Origin of the sequence: Polymorphospora sp. A560 (assembly GCF_045781765.1) — a bacterium.
GTDB lineage: Bacteria > Actinomycetota > Actinomycetes > Mycobacteriales > Micromonosporaceae > Polymorphospora > Polymorphospora lycopeni.
In genome coordinates this window covers 5,120,796-5,138,295 of the sequence record NZ_CP122282.1, presented here as the reverse complement: position 1 = coordinate 5,138,295, position 17,500 = coordinate 5,120,796, and the positions used below count along the sequence as shown (strand labels likewise).

Sequence of the window (17,500 nt, the reverse complement as noted above, 5' to 3'; positions counted from 1 at the left end):
GGTCAGCGTACGGCGGCACGGAGCATCGCGTTGCGGACGACCCGTCGCGTGTCGCTTCCCAGCGGTGCCGGCAGCGCGTCCGGCCGGAACCATCCGAGCGCGTGCGACTCCGCGCTCACCTGCTCGACCGCGTCCCGCGGCGCGTGGACCGCGAAGATCACGTCGTGGTGGTCGAGCCGCCGCCCGGCGCAGTTGACCACCTGGTGGATGTCCACGTCCACCGGCACCGGATCAACGATGAGCCCGGCGATGCCGCTCTCCTCGGTCGCCTCCCGCAACGCGGCGGCGGCCAGCGACGCGTCACCCGCCTCCAGATGCCCACCCAGTTGCACCCAGACGTCGAACTTGCCGTGCAGGCACAGCAGCACCCGGCGCCGGTCGTGGGAAAGGATGATCACACTGGCGGTGACGTGGCCGCCGTCGTGGTCCCGCCACATCACCTCGGGGCCGCTCTCCAGCAGCTTCATCGTCAGCCGCCAGTCGTCCGCGCCGTCCGGCGTCGGCGTCCAGTTCCGCAGGGTCTCCAGGGCGTCACGGTGCAGCAGGCTCACCCGGCCACCCTAGTGCCCGGCTGTTCGCCGACCGGCCGGCCGCGCCGGTATCGCCACGAGGGGCGGGCAGGTGCGACCGGCAGGGCCGCGACGTGGCCGGGCACGGCTGGCCAGCCAGGGCGCGATCGGACCGCGACCCCGCCGTACGCTGAACCGATGACCGCGCCGGAGGAGACGCGGCCCCGGGTCGTCGCGGTCGTCGGCTATCCGGGCGCCGAACTGCTCGACATCGCCTGCCTCACCACGACGTTCGACTACGCCAACCGGGGCGCCACCCCCGCCTACGAGGTCGTCACCGTCACGCCGGCCGGGAAACCGATCAGGTGCCAGTCCGGGCTGACGCTGCACGCCCAGGCCGCCGTCGAGCGGCTGCGCGGCCCGATCGACACGATGATCATCTCTGGGGGCGAGGGACACCTGGCCGCCGCGGACAACCCGCGACTCGTCGCCCACGTCCGGCGGCTCGCCCGCGAGACCCGCCGGGTCGCCTCGGTCTGCACCGGATCGTCCGTGCTCGCCGCCGCCGGGCTGCTCGACGGTCGCCGCGTCACCACCCACTGGCTGTTCGCCGACCTGCTCGCCACCCTGCACCCCGCCGTACGGGTCGACCCGACCCCGATCTGGATCCGCGACGGCGACGTGACCACCGCCGCCGGGGTCACCAGCGCACTCGACCTGGCGCTGGCCTTCGTCGAGGAGGACCACGGACCGGAACTGGCCCGCCACGTCGCCCGCGCCCTGGTGACGTATCTGCAACGGCCCGGCAACCAGGCCCAGGTGAGCATGTTCGTCGCCGCGCCGGCACCCGACGACGCCGTGGTCCGCGACCTGGTCGCGGCGATCCGGGACGCGCCCGACGCGGACCTCGGCCTCACCGCGCTCGCCGCCCGGGCCGCGGTCAGCGAGCGGCACCTCACGCGGCTGTTCGTCGCCCACACGGGGCAGACCCCGGCCCGCTTCGTACGCGGTGTGCGGACCGAGGCCGCCGCACAGCTTCTCGTCTCCAGCCGGCTGCCGCTGGCCCGCATCGCCGTCCGCTGTGGCTTCACCTCCGCCGAGGCGCTACGCCAGGCCTTCGTCGACCGGTACGGGGTCACCCCGTCGCGTTACCGTGCCGCGTACAGCACCACGTCCATCGGCCGGCAATCCCTGGCCGGCCGGGGCTCAGCCGACGGCGGCGAGGACCAGGAAACCGAGACCCAGCGGTACGTCCAGCAGGACGCAGAACTCCGCCAGTGACCGTGGCACCACCTGGTCGCGCCGGTAGTGGATCACGTCCCAGACGCCGTGTGCCGTCAGCACCAGCCCGGCCAGCACCAGCCCGACCTGCGGGGCGAGGAAGAGCGCGGCGACCGCGAGCCCGCCGTACCCCAACAGGGCCAGGGCCTGTGCGGTCAGCGGCGGACGCGGAACCCCGCCGACCAGGCCGACCACGACCAGGGCACCGGCGACGACGGCCAGGCCGCTCCACCACGGCAGGCCGGCCAGCTCACTCACGACGATCACCACCGGGGCGGCGCCGACACCGGCCCAGCCCATCCACGGCCGGTCGAACGCGGCGGCACCGAGGTAGCACAGGGCGGCGACGCTGACGATGACCGACAGGGTCTCCCGGTTGGCGCCGGTCGCCAGCATCATCGTGGCCGCCGCCAGGCCGAGCACACTCGGCCAGCGGTGCAGCACCGCCGACCAACGCGCGGCGCCGGCCCGGGTACCGGCCGACACCGTGGAGTTCACAGAGGTATCCATGCCCCCGACGGTGCCGTGGGCACGGCGCCGGAACGAGCCCGGGACGTCGACACGTCCGAATTCCTGGGGTACGTGTCCGTGCCACCGCCCTCGGGCCGCCCGGACCCTGGCCCGTGTTTCGTAAGTGCCCGTTGACTGGCCGGCGTGGCGGTGGTCGACAACTGAAGAGGTCTCCGGAAGGTCGGGTACATCGCGACGGCGGCGGCCGGCCCCGCACCCGACCCGACCTGGTCCTGGCCGACAAGGCATACGCCAGCAGCGCAACCGTGGCTACGCCCGCCGCCGCGGGATCAAGCTCTGCATCCCCCGCAAGACCGACCAGGACGCACACCGCATGGCCAAGGTGGCCAAAGGCGGACGGCCACCCGCCTTCGACCCCAAGATCTACCGGCAGAGACCCGCCGTCGAGTGCGGCATCAGCCAGCTCAAGCAACACCGCGCCATGGCCACCAGGTACGACAAATTCGCCGTCCGCTACGAAGCCACCGTCCCCATCGCCATCAACAACCAGTGGCTCCGCACCTTAGGGTTCATCCCAGCTGGTTGTTCTTGCCGAGTCGGCGGTAGCGCAGTAGGGCGCAGCCGAGGTCGGCGAAGGCCTGGAAGTGGTCGGCTTTGCGTTCGTAGCGGCGTACGAGTCGGCGGTTGTTCTGTAGCCAGGCCAGGCAGGCCACCCAAGTTGATCTGGGCGCCAGCCACCTGACCGGCGACGGATAAGGTGGCTGGCGCCCAGATCAACAACGGAACGACGCGGCAGACCCACCTTGACCCTTGGTCGACGACCCGGCCGCAGGATCACAGGGCCGGAAGGTAGTTGATCTGAGCAGCAGGGACCCTATCCGCGCGGGATAAGGTCCCTCCCGCCCAGATCGACGGATGCAGGCCCCCGTGTGGACGACCGGATCCACGAATACGAGCTGACGAGCGAAGGGCCGGTCCTCGTCGGCAAGGCAGGGCACCATGGGCACGCCTGGCGCGCGGCGGCCGGCGAGGACGCCGATCCCCGGGGCAGCAGCTACCCGGAGGAAACACCGACTCAAACGCCACCGCGACGTCGCCACCCGCTATGAACAGCTTGCCGTCCGCTTCCAAGCCGTCCTGACCATCACCATTCTTACCCGAATGGCTCTGGCCGGCTCATGAAACACGCCTCAGCCGCCGAGCGCGGCCACGCTCACGATCCCGAAGATGGCGGCGAAGCCGGCCGTGGCGGTGACGGTGAAGACGGCCACCGGCCGATGGGCGAGCCACCCGGTAGAGCCGTCCGCGCGACGCCACCGGCGCGGCAGCGGCAGCGGCGGTGACCCGGGCAGCCGGTCCGCCACCGCCACCGTCACCAGCCAGGTGGCGCCGAGCACCCAGCCGGCGACGACGTCGCTCGGGTAGTGCACGCCGAGATAGACCCGGGACACACCGATGGCCACCGCCAGAATGCCGGCCGCGACCCAGGCCGTGGCCCGGACGGTGCGGCTGCCCGTCGCCATCGAGATCAACCAGGCCACCGTGGCCAGGATGACCAGGGCGCTGGCCGAGTGGCCGGACGGAAACGAGAAGCCGCTCTCGACCACCGCCCGGTGCAGCGGGTCGGGACGGTCCCGGGCGATCAGCAGCTTGCTCCCCGCGACGAGTAGCGCACTGCCGCCACCGGACACCGCGGCCAGCACGAACGGGCGCCACGACCGCAGCCGGACCGCCACCGCGACCGCGACCCCGGCGAGCAGGAGGGTGAGCAGCGCCTTGCCGCCGATGTCGGTGACCGCCACGACCACGGCACTGCTCCAGCCCGTACGGCGCTGCGCTACCCACTCCACGACCGGCCGGTCGAAGGCCGTGAAGTCGTCCTCGTCCACGACCGCGTCGAGGATCTCCACGAAGACGGAGACCAGCGCGAGCGCCAGGACCGCGCCGGCGACGAGGACGAACGGACCCGGCGGTACGCGGTCCCGGGCCCACGCCGGGACGTGCCGCGCGAGTTCCATCCCCCGCAGCCGCCGCGCGGTCGGTCGGGCGGCCACCACCGCCGCGAACGCGACGGCCACCGCGGCCAGTGCCAGGCCCACACTGGCCACTGTGGTCACACTCATCGCCCACCCCTTGCCAGGCCGGGTGGACCGAGGGGTCGCACCATCGACACACGACGCACGTTATCCCGGTCGTCGGCCGTTGTCGGCGCCCGTTAACCCTCCTTTAGCGTCGCCCGGCGCTGGCCTTAACCGACCGCCCGGCGTCGTCAAGCGGGAGTACACCGTCAAGGGGGAGTACACCGTCCCGGGCCGTACGGCGTCCCGGCTCGCCGCTCGGCAGACAGAATCAGGGGCATGGGACAACCCCGACAGGGAGGGTGCCGCACATGCTGTTCCGTAGCGAGATCCTCGACGGCATCCGGCGAGGCACCGTCTCGCTGGTGTTCCGCCGCTGGAGCCGGCCCCGGGTCCGGGCGGGCAGCCGGTTGCGGACCGCGATCGGGCTGGTGGAGATCCACTCGATCGGTCCGGTCGACGAGCGGGAGGTGTCCGACGCCGAAGCGAGGCGGGCCGGCTACCGGTCCGCCGAGGCGTTGCGCGCTGATCTGCCGGGAAGCGGCGACCTGCGGCTGTTCCGGATCGGAGTCGGCTACGCCGGCCCGGATCCGCGTGAGGCGTTGCGCGAACAGGATCGGCTCGGCGCGCCGGAGTTGGCCGCGCTCACCGAACGGCTGGCCCGGTTCGACCGGGCCGGGGCGCGCGGCGCGTGGACCGCGACGGTGCTGCGGATCATCGCGGAGCATCCGGCCCGGCGGGCCGCCGAGCTGGCCGAACTGGCCGGCTATCCGGCCACCGAGGTCTTCAAGCGCGACGTCCGCAAGCTGAAGGAGTTCGGCCTGACCGAGAGCCTCGAGACCGGCTACCGGCTCTCGCCGCGTGGCCGCGCGGTTGTCGACCGGCTCGACTGAGCGTCAGCCGTCGTCGGGGTCGGGGGGCCGGCCGGCTACCCCGCAGGTTGCGGTGTGGGCTTCTCCCGGTCGGCGGGCTGTGATTCCGGCTCGGTGACCGGCAGTTCACGTATGGCCCGTAGCGGGGAGAGCAGCGTCGGCAGGAAGGCCGCCGTCATCCCGACGGCACCGATCCACAGCACCGCCTGCGCGCCGAGGAGGGTGCCGAGGGCGCCACCGAGCAGACCGGCCAGCGGCATGCTGCCCCACATGACGAAGCGGAAGGTCGCGTTCATCCGGCCGAGCAGCCGGTCGGGGGTGACGGACTGCTGCAGGCCGGCCTGGGCGACGAGACGGATCACGCCGCCGGTCGACAGCAGCATCAGGCCGAGCACCGCCAGGTAGAGCCGCCAGCCCGGTTCGGCCAGTGGCATCAGGGCGGCCGGTGGGGCCGTACACAGTGGGGCCAGCCAGATGACCGGGCCGGACCCGATCCGGGTGACCACCCGACGGGCGACCAGGGCGCCGGTCAGGCCGCCGCACGCCATCGTCGACAGGACCAGTCCGATGCCGAAGGACCCGAGACCAACCTCCCGGGACAGGAAGACCAGCAGCATGGTCTGGTAAGTGACCAGGAAGAGGCTGAACATCCCGTCCGCCACGACGACCGGCCGCAGCAGCGGGTGGCCGAGCACGAACGACAGGCCCTCCCTGACCTCGCGCAGCAGGTGCCTCGACGGGTCGGCCCGGCGTCGGGTCTCGCGCTTGCGGATCCGGGCGACCAGCAGTCCCGAGAACGCCATCCCCACGGAACTCGCCAGCAGGGTCAACGGCGCGCCGAGCCAGGCCACGAGCGGACCGGCCAGTCCCGGCCCGCTGATGCTGACCGCCGAACGGACCGACGCGAGTTTGGAGTTGGCCTCCACGAGATTGTCCCGGCCGACCAGGAACGGCAGGTAGCTGACGTACGCGACGTCGAAGAACACCGTGAACAGGCCGTGTGCCAGGGCGACCGCGTACAGCAGCCAGACGGTCAGGGCGTCGGCCCACCAGAGCACCGGAATCAGCGACAGCAGGACGGCGCGCGCCAGATCTGTGTTGATCATTACGGAGCGCTTCCGCCACCGGTCGACCCAGGCGCCGGCGGGCAGGCCGGCGAGCAGCGAACCGGCCGTGGTCATGGCGGTCAGTACGCCGACCTCGAACTCGCTCACGTCGAGCGAGACGATGGCGATCAGTGGCAGGGCGAGGAAGACGAACCGGTCGCCGAGTTGGCCGGTCGCGGTCGCGGCGAACAGGTGACGGAAGTCGGGGTCGCGCAGCAGTCCCGGGCGTGACGGTGGCGGCACACGGTCTCCTGCCTATGGCGTCGGTCGAACTCTTCCGTCGGGAGCACCACGCAGACTGCCAGAGGGACCGGCGGTCGTCGACCCCGCCGGATGCGGTCCGGTGTTGCGCACCTCTGGCTAGGTAGGTTAGCTTTTAGGCTATGGAGCCTAGCCGAACCGCTCGCCCCCTGGTGACCGCGTCCCGCGTCCGTCTCGGTGCCCTCGCGTTCGTCGCCGCCGGGGTGCTGTTCGTCCTGTATCCGGCCACCCGGCCCTGGGACGACGAGTCCACGGCCGCCGGCGCGACCGCGGCGCTGGGCTCCACCGCCTGGGTCTTCTCCCACCTGTTCGCGATGGTCGGCTTCGTCCTGGTGCCGATCGGCCTGCTCGCGCTGTACGGCGTGGTCGCCCGTACCCGGGCCGAGGCGCCGGCTCTCGCGGCGGTCGTCATCGGCTGGGTCGGTGCCGGCCTGACCCTGCCGTACTACGGCGCCGAGGACTTCGGGCTGCACGCCGTCGGGCGCGCGACCGCCGACGGGCAGCCCGTCGACGTGCTCGCCCTGGCCGAGGCGGTGCGGTTCGGGCCGGTGGCGGTGACGACGTTCGGGATCGGCCTGGTCGCGCTGGGCTTCGCGGCGGTGCTCGCGGCGGTGGCGATCTGGCGGTCCGGCCTTGTTCCGCGGTCGAGCGGCCTTCTGTTCGCCGCCGGGTTCGTGCTGTTCCTGCCGCAGTTCTTCACCGCGCCGGCCGTCCGGATCGGGCACGGAGTGCTGCTCGGCGTCGGCTGTCTCTGGATCGCCCGAGGGCTGTGGCGGGCGGCCGGCCGCTGACGGTCGGTTCGTTCCCGGCGGCCGCGGCGCGCCGGTCGGCCAGACCACGACCCTCCGATCAGGACGGTCCGCGGCGGCGGGGGTGACAGTCACCCTCGCCGCCGCGTCGACGTGTCCCGCGACCACGACACCGCGGTCGGCGACGGGTGGCGGTGCCCCGTCGCCGGGCGGCACCCCACGGTGACTGTCCGGGCGGTGACTGTCGGGGCGGTGACTGTCCGGGGTGGTGACTGTCCGAACCCGCCACCCGGACGCCGTGGGAGTGCCGGCGGCCCGGCGGCCGACTTCGGCCGGATGACCGGTGGCAAACCGCGGCATATGCGCAATTATGGCGGCACGCGTCCCGCCGGACACGGCATCTGACCTGCGGCGGAAGCCGAATCGGCCTGACCGTCGAGGGTCCGGCGGCGGTGCCGTACGCCCGGGAATCGGCGATCAACAAGCCCGAAGCCTAATACGACGAAATTCGTCATTTCAAAGTGGTCAACTAACGATATCCCCGAGTCTATAGACAAGATCTGGCGTGTCCTCGTAGAGTCGCGGCCATCTCCCGAGCGCACACAACTTGGAGTCGACGTTGAACACTGAGCGCGCCGTCCTCGCGCCCGACGAGCTGCATACCGCCGCCACCGTGGTCGACGGGAGCACCGTCATCGAACTCAGCGACGAGCATCTCGAGCGGATCCGCCGCGGCGGTGTCACCGCCGTCAACCACACGGTGACCCGGCCGTACGCCGACACGGTCACCGCCCTGCGCGAGATCAACAGCTGCCGTCGCTGGCTCGACGAACACTCCGACGCCGCCCTGCTGGCGCTGACCGTCGACGACATCCACCGGGCCAAGGCCGAAGGACGGGAAGCGGTCATCCTCGGCCCGCAGGACACCGAGATGATCGGCGTCGACCTGGACCTGCTCGGCACCTTCTACGACCTGGGCGTACGCATCCTGCAACTGACCTACCAGCGGCAGAACCTGCTCGGCGCCGGGTGCGGCGAGGCCACCGACTCCGGCCTGACGATCCAGGGCCGCGCCTTCGTCCGGGCGATGAACGAACTCGGCATCCTGGTCGACGTCTCACACTGCGGCCAGCGCACCGGCCTCGACGCGATGGACGCCTCCGACCGTCCGGTCGTCGTCACCCACTCGTTCTGCGACGGACTGTCGCCGCACATCCGGGCCAAGAACGACGCGTTCCTGCGCCGGCTCGCCGAACAGCGCGGCGTCATCGGAATCACCACCCTGTCGGGCTTCCTCTACTACCCCGAGGAGCCACGGCGGCGTCCGGACCTCGCCCGCTTCGTCGAGCACGTGGCCCGCGTCGTCGAGGTGGCCGGCGTCGACCACGTCGCCATCGCGACCGACTACGACGAGACGCTCACCGAAGCCATGCGGGAGGAGCAGATCGTCGAACACCGGACCCTGCTCGGTGACTGGGCCTGGAGCGAGCGTCGGGCGGTGGGGATGGACGACGCCTCGCAGTTCCCGAACCTCACCACGGCACTCCTCGACGGCGGGTTCGCACCCGACGAAGTCACCAGGATCCTCGGCGGCAACTGGCTGCGGGTCTTCGGTGAGACCTGGCGGACCGCCACCACCACGCTGCAATCTCCACCCGAGCAAGGAGAAAGGCATGAGAGTTCGAACCCTACATAAGGTCCTCGCGGCCGGGGTCGCCGTGGCGGTGCTGGCCGGCTGTTCCGGCGGCGGCGCACCGCCGTCGACCGACAACGGCGGCACGACCAACGACGGGCTGAGCACCAACGTCCGCCTCGAGGACGAGAATCCGCCGGCCGGGCAGCCCAAGTCCGGTGGCCGGCTGAACATCATGATCCGGCTCGACGCCACCGAACTCGACCCGCACCGCATGTCGGAGACTTCCGCGTTCGTCATCAACGAACAGATCTACGAGTCGCTGGTCCAGTCGTACCGGGGCGAGATCAAGCCGGCGATCGCCGAATCGTGGGAGCAGAGCCCCGACGGCCTGACCCTGACGTTCAAGCTGCGGGACAACGCCTTCTTCCACAGCGGCCGCAAAGTCACCGCCGAAGACGTCAAGTATTCGATCGAGCGCATCAAGGACCCGGCGACCCGGGCCCCGCGGGCCCGCAGCTACGAGTCGATCACGTCGGTGGCGACCCCGGACGAGCACACCGCCGTGTTCACCCTGTCCAGCCCCAACGCCGCCATCCTCACCCTGCTGTCCACCGCCGCCTCCTCCATCGTCGACCGCACCGTCGTCGAGTCGGCCGGCCTCAACGGCAGCGTCGACGGCGGCAGCGGCCCGTTCAAGATGGCGGCCCGGGTCACCGGCCAGGCCATCAAGCTCGACAAGCACGACAGGTACTGGGAGCCCGGCGTTCCCTACCTCGACGGCCTCGACTTCACCTTCAACCCCGACGACAACGCGCGCGCCGCGGCCATCCGCAGCGGCACCGTCGACTTCCTGTGGCGGCCGGCCCCCGAGTTCATCGACGCGCTCAAGGCCGACGAGGCGCTGAAGTGGTACGGCGGCTCCGGCTCGCTGTCGCTGCACCTGCGGCTCAACACCTCCAAGGCGCCGTACGACAACGTCAAGGTCCGGCAGGCGATCTTCCTCGCCCTCGACCGGCAGGAGATCCTCAACGTCGCCAACTCCGGCTACGGCACCGCCCTCAACGCCGGCTACCTGCCGCCGGACCGGTTCGGCGCGCTGACCCAGCCCGTCTACGGCACGGCCGACATCGAGAAGGCGAAGGCGTTGCTGGCCGAGGCCGGCCACCCCGACGGCTTCGAGGCGACCCTCATGGTCATCGCGACGTCGGCGTTCCAGGTGCGGTCGGCCGAGGTGGAGCAGCAGCAGCTCGCCAAGATCGGTATCAAGGTCACCATCGAGTCGGTCGAGGCGAGCATCGCCGACACCAAGACCAAGTCCGGCGAGTTCGACATGTACCAGTCCGGCTTCGGGCTGACGTACGACCCCGACGAGCGGTTCAGCGCCAGCTTCCTCAAGGGCGGCGGCCTGAACTACGGCAACTGGCACGACGCCGAGTACGAGGCGCTGGTCGTGCAGGCCCGCTCGGAACTGGACCGTGAGAAGCGGGCCGCGCTCTACCAGCAGGCCGAGACGATCCTGGCCGACCGTGGCCCGGTGGCGATGACGTTCCTCAACGCGGACTTCGACGTGGTGAAGAAGGACGTCCAGGGCTACAAGGGCGACCCGACCCCGACGTACCGCTTCTACCGCCACCTCTGGCTCGACCGCTGACCGGCCGCCGGGGGTGCCGCACACCCGGCCGGCACCCCCGGCCCCATCCCGTCCCACCGCGTGCCCGGCCCGTCCGGGGACCGCCACGCCACCACCGAAAGGCAAACCATGGCGTCCGTACCGCTGATCGACCGCTACATCATGGCCGCCCGGCTCAAGGGTTACCTGAACAAGCACGCCGACGCCGTCGCACTGCTCACCGAGGCGCTCGAACTCGAACCCGGCAACGTACGACTGCTGCGTTTCCGTGGCCACCGGCGCATCTCGACCGGTGACTACACCGGCGCCGTCGCCGACCTGACGACGGCCGCCGTGAGGCTGGCCGGTGTCGAGGACGAGTACGAGATGTACCAGCCCGAGGTGGAGAAGGACGTGGTCAGCCTCGTCCTGGGCCGGCCGGAGGACGTACGGCCGCAGCACCTCGGCGAGGGGCAGGCGGCGGAGGACCCGGCGGAACTCGGCCGCTACCACACCACTCTGCACACCTCGGTCTGGTACCACCTGGGCGTCGCGCAGTACCTGCTCGGTGACTTCGCGGCGTGCCTGCCGTCGTTCCGCGAGGCGGAGCGCAGCTCGCGGCACCAGGAGGGCACCGTCGCCTCGCAGGACTGGCAGTACATGGCGCTGCGCCGGCTCGGCCGGCCGGCGGAGGCCGAGGAGGTGCTGGACCGGTTCCGCCGGATCGACCTCGTCGACGAGGACCACTACGTCGGCTACGAGAGCCGGATGCGGCTCTACACCGGCGAACTCACCGCCGACCAACTGTGGCGGATGGTGGCCGGCGACGACCTGCGCACCGCCACCCAGGGCTACGGCCTGGGCAACTGGTACTACTACCACGGCGACATCGAGAAGGCCCGCGAGACCTTCGACGCCGTCCTGCGTACGGGCGTCGCGCACGCGTTCGCCTATCTGGCCGTACAGGCCGAATTCTCCCGCAACCCCGATTTCGCCGGCGTGCCGGCGAGCGTGAAGGAGTGATCCGATGGCCACCATCCGTGTCGAACTCGGCGCCCGTGACCAGGAGACCCGTGAGGCGATCATCGCCGACCTGACCGACGTGATGGTCAAGTACGGCTCGCCGCGGGAGAGCACCCAGGTCATCCTCTACGAGATCTCGATGGACCTGTGGGCCAAGGGCGGAATCCCCTACAGCAAGCGCGCGGCCGCGGCCCGGGCCGAAGGGACGGCGTGAGTCACCCATGACAGGGCCGCATGTACTGATCAGCGAGAACCTGGCCGGCATGCGGCCCGGTCTGCTCGACCGCTACCCCGGCTGCCGGTTCACCGCGGTGCCGGACGCCGGGCCGCTGCGCGAGGAGTACTTCGACGCGGAGGTGATGCTGCGCAGCTCGATGGGGGAGGAGATGTTCGACGGCATCCTCGCCCACGCGCCGAAGCTGCGCTGGGTGCAGATCACCGCGGCCGGCTTCGACTGGGTCGGCGGTGACCTCTTCCAGCGCCGGCTGGCCGAGGGGTTGCTCTACACCCGGTCGCCGCACTCCTACAACGTGCCGATCGCCGAGTACGTCATCGCGTCCGCGCTGCTGCACGCCCGGGCCTTCCCCGCGCTGCGGGAGGCGCAGGACCGGCACGAGTGGGTACGGCTGGTCGCCCGCGACTTCATCGGCAGCACGATGCTGGTCTTCGGCACCGGCTCGATCGGCGGCGAGGTCGCCTGGCGGGCCAGGGCGCTCGGGGCCCGGGCGATCGGTGTCAACCGCGGTGGCGCCGCCGTCGAGGGCTTCGACCGGGTGGTCCCGGCCGGCCAGGCCCTGGCCGTGCTGCCGGAGGCCGACTGGGTGGTGCTGGCGATGCCGCTCACCCCGGAGAACCGCTGCTTCTTCGACGCGGAGCACTTCGCGGCGATGAGGGAGACCGCGGTCCTCATCAACGTGGGGCGCGGTGCGCTGGTCGTCGAGGACGCCCTCGTGGCCGCGGTCACCGGCGGCACGATCTCGGGCGCGGTGCTCGACGTCTTCGAGGAGGAGCCGCTACCGGCCGGGAGCCGGCTGTGGGAGCTGCCCCGCACGATGGTCACCCCGCACACGTCGTTCCGGGCGGCGGGCAACATCAACCGGCTCTACGAGGACTTCTGCGCGAACTTCGACCGGTTCCTCGCCGGTGAGCTGCCGGTCGGCTCCATGCGACAGCCCGACCTCGGCTACTGAACCACCCACGGTGCCCACCCGCCTCTCGGCGGGTGGGCACCGTCGTCTGTGGACTGTCCGGCTACCGGCGCCGGACGAGATCGCGGGCGGCGGCCAGGACACCGGCCTCCTGCAGGAGCACGTGCGCGGTCGCCGGCCCGAGGGGGACGTAGCTGTCGAGGCTGGTGACGCGGCCGACCGTACCGGCGTACCTGGCGTCCACCAGCGCGGTGACGACCGCCTCGGCGACCCCGCCGCTGGCCCGGCCCTCGTCGACGACGAGGGTGTGCGGCACCCCGGCGACGGCGTCGAGCAGGCTCCCGGCCGGCAACGGCGACAGCCACTGGAGGTCGACCACCCGGGCCCCGATCCCGTCCCGGCGCAGCGTCTCGGCCACCCGCAGGCTCATCCGTACCCCGTTGCCGTACGTCACCAGCACCAGGTCGTCGCCGTCGCGGACCGTACGGACCCGGTCGAGCGGCCGCTCCGCCGCCGCCCACCCGTCCGGCGGCGTGTACGGCGCCAGCCACCCGCCGTCGCCCTCGGTGTGCAAATCGCGCTCGTGGTACAGCGCGATCGGTTCGAGGAAGACGCAGACCCGGCCCTCCTGCTCGGCCAGGGCGAGGCACTGCCGCAGCAGTGCCGGCGCGGTGGCCGGGTGGGCCGCCACGGCCAGCGCCAGGCCGGGGATGTCGCGCAGTACGGCCACCGAGTTGTCGTTGTGGAAGTGCCCGCCGAACCCCTTCTGGTAGGCCAGGCCGGCGACGCGGACCACCATGCCGTTGGAGTAGCGGCCGGCCGAGAAGAACCGCAACGAGGCGGCCTCGCCACGCAACTGGTCCTCGGCGTTGTGCAGGTACGCCAGGTACTGGATCTCCGGGATCGGCAGGGCCCCGGTCAGCGCGCTGCCCAGCGCGACACCGAGGATCGTCTGTTCGTCGAGCAGGGTGTCGAAGACCCGGGCCGGGCCGAACGCCTTCCGCAGCCCGCGGGTGACGCCGTACACGCCGCCCTTGCGGGCCACGTCCTCGCCGAACACCAGCGCCCGGGGCCAGGTGAGCAGCGCGTCGTGCAGCGCGGCGTTGATCGACTGGCCGAGCGTGAGCGGCGGGCGCTCCTCCGGTGGCTTACCGCCGAACGCCCGCTGCCGGCCCGTACCGGCGCGGGCCGCGGCGGCGCTCACCGCGGCCGGGCGCCGTCCGGTCAGCGGGGCCACGACGGCCTGCGGGCTGTCGAGTCGTTCGACCCGGCCGACCATGGCCCGGGCCTGCGCCATCACCCGCTCCCGGGTCGCCTCGTAGCGGGCCAGCGTCGCCGCCGGGTCCAGGATGCCGCGCCGGGCGAGCAGGGCCGCCGTGGCCAGGATCGGGTCGCGTACGTAGTCGGCGACGATCTCGCCCCGGGTGCGGTACGCCAGCTCGGCGTCGGAGCCGGCGTGGCCCATGAAGCGGACCGTACGCAGGTGCAGCAGCACCGGCCGGCGCTGCCGGCGGACCCGGTGGGCCACGTCGGCGGCGGTGGTCAGCAGGTGTGCCGGATCGGTGCCGTCGACCGGCACGTACTCGATGCCGGGCAGCATCGACAGGGCCCGGCCGGTCCAGCCGGTGGGCGTGCGGGTGCTGATCCCGATCCCGTTGTCCTCGCACACCAGCAGCAGCGGCATCGGGATGCCCTGGTGCGCGCACCAGCCGGCCGCGTTCAGCGCGCCGACCGCGGTGGAGTGGTTGGCCGACGCGTCGCCGAAGCTTGCCACCACCACGGCGTCGGCGGGGAACCCGCCGGCCGCCAGCCCCCGGCCGAGCGCGAACGCCATGCCGACGGCCCGGGGCAGGTGCGAGGAGATGGTCGAGGTCTGTGGCACGATCGCCAGCCCGTGGTGGCCGAACACCTTGTGCCGGCCCCCGGAGATGGGGTCGTGCCGCGACGCGGCGGCGGAGTGCAGCACGTCGGCGACCGGGGTGCTCCCGGCCACCTGGCCGGCCCGGGCCGCGTAGAAGCCGCCGGACCGGTAGTGCAGCAGCGCCGGATCGGTGGGGCGCAGGGCGAGGGCGACGGCGGCGTTGCTCTCGTGACCGCTGGAGCCGATCGTGTAGAAACCCTCGCCGCGCGATTGCAGCCAGCGCAGCGCGAGGTCGAGGTGCCGGCTCTCCAGCTGCGCGTCGAGGTATGCCAGCAGCAGCCGGTCGGTCGGGCCGGTCCCGTCCGGGCCGGGGGAGCCGGGCGGGGGAGTGCCGGTGGACCACTCGGTGAGGTGCCGGACCAGATGCTCGTCGACGGATTCCATCGGGTGTGCGTCCCGTCCCTGCCGGTCAGCGTCCGGCCCGGCCGCGCAGGCGCGGGTCCAGCGCGTCGCGGATCGTGTCGCCGAGCAGGTTGAAGCCCAGCACGGTGAGCATGATGCAGATGCCGGGCACCAGCGAGGGCCACATGGACATCTCCATGAACGCCTTGCCGGACGACAGCATCGAACCCCACGACGGCTGCGGCGGCTGGACGCCGAGCCCGAGATAGCCCAGCGACGCCTCGATCAGGATCGCGTACGCCAGGCTCGTGGTGAACTGCACGGCGATCGGTGCCACCGCGTTCGGCAGGACGTACTTGAAGATGAGGCGGGTGTTGCTCAGCCCGACCGCGCGCCCGGACTCGACGTACGGCTCCTTGACGATCGTCATCGCGGTGCCCCGCACGATCCGGGCGAAGCTCGGGATGAACACGATGATCAGGGCCAGGATGAGGTTCTCGGTGCCCGGCCCGCGGGCGGCGACGACGGCCAGTGCCAGCAGCAGGGTGGGGAACGAGAAGAGCACGTCCATCGCGGGGGTGATCACCCCGTCCAGCCAGCCCCGGAAGAACCCGGCGAGCAGGCCGAGGACGACGCCGATGATCCCGGCGCCGGTCACCACGATCAGGCTGACGCTCAGTGACGTCCGGGCGCCGTAGAGGGCCCGGCTGAGCAGGTCGCGGCCGGCCTCGTCGGCGCCGAGGAGGAAGGTTCCGCCGGGTGGCGCGAGGCGCTGGTTGGACATCGCGGTGGGGTCGTAGGGGGCGATCAGCGGGGCCAGGACGGCGGCGAGGGTCATGGTGACGACCAGGACCAGGCCGATCGCGCCGATCCGGTCGCGTACGAGTGCCTGGAGCAGGCGCATCCCGGGCCGGCGCCGGACCGGCGGCAGCGGTTGCGCGGAAGCGAGTTCAGTGACCACTGCGGAGCCTCGGATCCAGGTAGACGTAGATGATGTCGACGAGGAGGTTGACCACGACGTAGAAGAAGGCCAGGAAGAGCAGCGTGCCCTGGACCACCGGGTAGTCCCGCTGGGTGATGCCGCGGATCACCATGGTGCCCAGGCCCGGCCAGGAGAAGACCTGCTCGACCACCACGGTGCCGCCGAGCAGGGCGCCGGCCTGGATGCCCAGCACCGTGATCACCGGGATCAGGGAGTTGCGCAGGGCGTGCCGCGCGACGACGACGCGTTCGCTGAGGCCCTTGGCCCGGGCGGTGCGGACGTAGTCCTGGTTGAGGACCTCCAGCATGCTGGACCGGGTCATCCGCATGCTGATCGCGGCGAGGCTGGCGCCGAGGGTGACGGCCGGGAGGATGAGGTATTTCAGTTGGGTCAGGCCGCCCTCGCCGTTTCCGGCGCCCTGTGACGGCAGCCAGCCCAGGGTGACCGAGAAGAGATACACCAGCAGGATGCCGAGCCAGAAGTTCGGCACCGACAGGCCGATCAGCGAGGCCAGCCGGGAGCCGGCGTCCAGCAGGCCGTTGCGCCGGGTGGCGCTGAGCACCCCGAACGGGATCGAGATGAGCACCGAGACCACGAGGGCGGAGACGGCCAGCAGCATGGTGGCGGGCAGCCGTTCCAGGATCTCGTCCAGGACGGGCTGCCCGCTGCGCATGGAGGTGCCGAGGTCGCCGTGGAGCAGCCGCCCGAACCAGCTCAGGAACTGTTCGTGGATCGGCATGTCGAGGCCGAAGTACGCGCGCATCTCGGCCTCGAGCTTGGGATCGCTGAAGTCCTGACCCATGATGGAGCTGATGACATCGCCGGGGATCATCCTGATCACGAAGAACGAGATGACCGAGATGCCGAGTAGTACCGGCACGACCGCGAGCAGGCGGGTCAGGATGATGCGGGCCAAAGGGTCAACTCCAGACTGCGGGGTGAGTGTGACCCGCGGTGCTCGGGGGACTCAGTTCGTGGGTGTCACCGGCTCGTCCGCGTCGGCGGAGTCGTCGTCGCTGGCGATGTCGCGGGCCCATTCGTGGGCACGCTTGGCGACCCGCAGGACCATGACGGAGCGGATCTCCATCACGCCGCGCAGGTGGCCGAGCCGCTCGGTGGAGAACCGGCGCATGTCTTCGCTGGAGGCGAAGTAGCCGACGGCGATGATGTCGAACTGGCCGGTCACGTGGTAGACGTAGGCCATTTCGGGCATCGCCGTCAGGGTCTCGATCAGTTCGTCGGTGGTGCCGGGCGCGCTCTGGATCTGGAACACGGTGTGCACCGGGCGCCCCATGAGGGGCGCGCTCGGGATGGCGGCGAAGTGAAGTTGGCCCTCAGTCACCAACCGGTCGACCCGCCGTCGCACGGAGCCCTCGGACAGCCCTACCTTGGCCGCGAGTGCCACGTTTGTCTGGCGGGCGTCCAGAACCAGTTCCCGGATGATGCTGCGGTCCTTCTCGATCGAGCTTTTCGACGCCATTCCGCCCCGTCTCAGATATCGCCGTACTTCGA

Annotated in this window: 17 protein-coding genes and 2 pseudogenes; 9 read left to right on the top strand and 10 right to left on the bottom strand. The window is 71.4% G+C overall.

Going from position 1 to position 17,500, the window contains the following annotated elements:
- Positions 1-2 precede the first annotated feature (2 nt).
- Positions 3-551, bottom strand: a complete 549-nt coding sequence (locus QCD66_RS22780; protein WP_375733108.1) for an NUDIX domain-containing protein — start codon at positions 549-551, stop codon at positions 3-5.
- A gap of 156 nt (positions 552-707) precedes the next feature.
- Here QCD66_RS22780 and QCD66_RS22775 point away from each other — a divergent pair, with 156 nt between their 5' ends.
- Entirely contained in the window at positions 708-1,790 is a 1,083-nt protein-coding gene (locus QCD66_RS22775; protein ID WP_375733109.1) for a GlxA family transcriptional regulator, read from the top strand.
- Here the strand turns inward: QCD66_RS22775 and QCD66_RS22770 are convergent.
- Positions 1,716-2,300, bottom strand: a complete 585-nt coding sequence (locus tag QCD66_RS22770; protein ID WP_375733110.1) for a hypothetical protein — start codon at positions 2,298-2,300, stop codon at positions 1,716-1,718. The genes QCD66_RS22775 and QCD66_RS22770 overlap by 75 nt on opposite strands.
- Before the next feature lie 182 nt (positions 2,301-2,482).
- On the opposite strand from QCD66_RS22770, the pseudogene QCD66_RS22765 reads away from it, so the two are divergent.
- A pseudogene (locus QCD66_RS22765) lies at positions 2,483-2,817 on the top strand (transposase); the annotation flags it as partial.
- Between the two features lie 13 nt (positions 2,818-2,830).
- Here QCD66_RS22765 and QCD66_RS22760 read toward each other — a convergent pair.
- Entirely contained in the window at positions 2,831-2,974 is a 144-nt protein-coding gene (locus QCD66_RS22760; RefSeq protein ID WP_364212859.1) for a hypothetical protein, read from the bottom strand.
- 477 nt (positions 2,975-3,451) lie between these two features.
- On the bottom strand, positions 3,452-4,384 hold the full coding sequence (locus QCD66_RS22755; RefSeq protein ID WP_375733111.1) for a phosphatase PAP2 family protein: 933 nt from the start codon (positions 4,382-4,384) through the stop codon (positions 3,452-3,454).
- Between the two features lie 266 nt (positions 4,385-4,650).
- On the opposite strand from QCD66_RS22755, the gene QCD66_RS22750 reads away from it, so the two are divergent.
- Positions 4,651-5,232 (top strand): hypothetical protein, encoded by a 582-nt coding sequence (locus QCD66_RS22750; RefSeq protein ID WP_375733112.1) that lies wholly within the window; start codon positions 4,651-4,653, stop codon positions 5,230-5,232.
- Between the two features lie 35 nt (positions 5,233-5,267).
- On the opposite strand, the gene QCD66_RS22745 is transcribed toward QCD66_RS22750, so the two are convergent.
- Positions 5,268-6,560 carry an MFS transporter gene (locus QCD66_RS22745; RefSeq protein WP_375733113.1) on the bottom strand — a complete coding sequence of 431 codons (1,293 nt, stop codon included), beginning with the start codon at positions 6,558-6,560 and terminating at the stop codon, positions 5,268-5,270.
- A gap of 140 nt (positions 6,561-6,700) precedes the next feature.
- On the opposite strand from QCD66_RS22745, the gene QCD66_RS22740 reads away from it, so the two are divergent.
- The 6 genes from QCD66_RS22740 to QCD66_RS22715 all read left to right on the top strand — a co-directional run bounded on the left by QCD66_RS22740 (position 6,701) and on the right by QCD66_RS22715 (position 12,785).
- Positions 6,701-7,369: a hypothetical protein gene (locus QCD66_RS22740; RefSeq protein WP_375733114.1), complete on the top strand. Its 669-nt coding sequence runs from the start codon at positions 6,701-6,703 to the stop codon at positions 7,367-7,369.
- A 577-nt stretch (positions 7,370-7,946) separates the two neighbouring features.
- Entirely contained in the window at positions 7,947-9,023 is a 1,077-nt protein-coding gene (locus QCD66_RS22735; RefSeq protein WP_364212332.1) for a membrane dipeptidase, read from the top strand.
- Between the two features lie 22 nt (positions 9,024-9,045).
- The gene (locus QCD66_RS22730; protein WP_375733115.1) at positions 9,046-10,614 is read left to right on the top strand and encodes an ABC transporter substrate-binding protein; all 1,569 of its coding nucleotides are present in this window, start codon (positions 9,046-9,048) and stop codon (positions 10,612-10,614) included.
- A gap of 108 nt (positions 10,615-10,722) precedes the next feature.
- Positions 10,723-11,595 carry a tetratricopeptide repeat protein gene (locus tag QCD66_RS22725; protein ID WP_375733116.1) on the top strand — a complete coding sequence of 291 codons (873 nt, stop codon included), beginning with the start codon at positions 10,723-10,725 and terminating at the stop codon, positions 11,593-11,595.
- A gap of 4 nt (positions 11,596-11,599) precedes the next feature.
- A complete protein-coding gene (locus QCD66_RS22720) occupies positions 11,600-11,809 on the top strand; it encodes a tautomerase family protein (RefSeq protein ID WP_212819986.1) in 210 nt (69 codons plus the stop codon).
- Positions 11,810-11,816: 7 nt separating this feature from the next.
- Positions 11,817-12,785 carry a D-2-hydroxyacid dehydrogenase gene (locus QCD66_RS22715; protein WP_375733117.1) on the top strand — a complete coding sequence of 323 codons (969 nt, stop codon included), beginning with the start codon at positions 11,817-11,819 and terminating at the stop codon, positions 12,783-12,785.
- A 61-nt stretch (positions 12,786-12,846) separates the two neighbouring features.
- Here the strand turns inward: QCD66_RS22715 and QCD66_RS22710 are convergent, their stop codons facing one another.
- The 5 genes and pseudogenes from QCD66_RS22710 to QCD66_RS22690 form a co-directional block, all read right to left on the bottom strand.
- Positions 12,847-15,048, bottom strand: coding sequence for a thiamine pyrophosphate-dependent enzyme (locus tag QCD66_RS22710; RefSeq protein ID WP_375733118.1), 2,202 nt, complete (start codon positions 15,046-15,048; stop codon positions 12,847-12,849).
- 25 nt (positions 15,049-15,073) lie between these two features.
- Complete coding sequence (locus tag QCD66_RS22705) at positions 15,074-15,967, bottom strand: ABC transporter permease (protein WP_364212316.1); 894 nt, start codon at positions 15,965-15,967, stop codon at positions 15,074-15,076.
- Positions 15,957-16,904 carry a nickel ABC transporter permease gene (nikB, locus tag QCD66_RS22700; protein ID WP_364212312.1) on the bottom strand — a complete coding sequence of 316 codons (948 nt, stop codon included), beginning with the start codon at positions 16,902-16,904 and terminating at the stop codon, positions 15,957-15,959. The genes QCD66_RS22705 and nikB overlap by 11 nt, the downstream gene beginning before the upstream one ends.
- Positions 16,905-16,955: 51 nt before the next feature.
- Positions 16,956-17,270, bottom strand: coding sequence for an Lrp/AsnC ligand binding domain-containing protein (locus tag QCD66_RS22695; protein WP_407567255.1), 315 nt, complete (start codon positions 17,268-17,270; stop codon positions 16,956-16,958).
- Between the two features lie 60 nt (positions 17,271-17,330).
- Positions 17,331-17,468: pseudogene (locus QCD66_RS22690) on the bottom strand (AsnC family transcriptional regulator); the annotation flags it as partial.
- Positions 17,469-17,500: the final 32 nt, after the last annotated feature.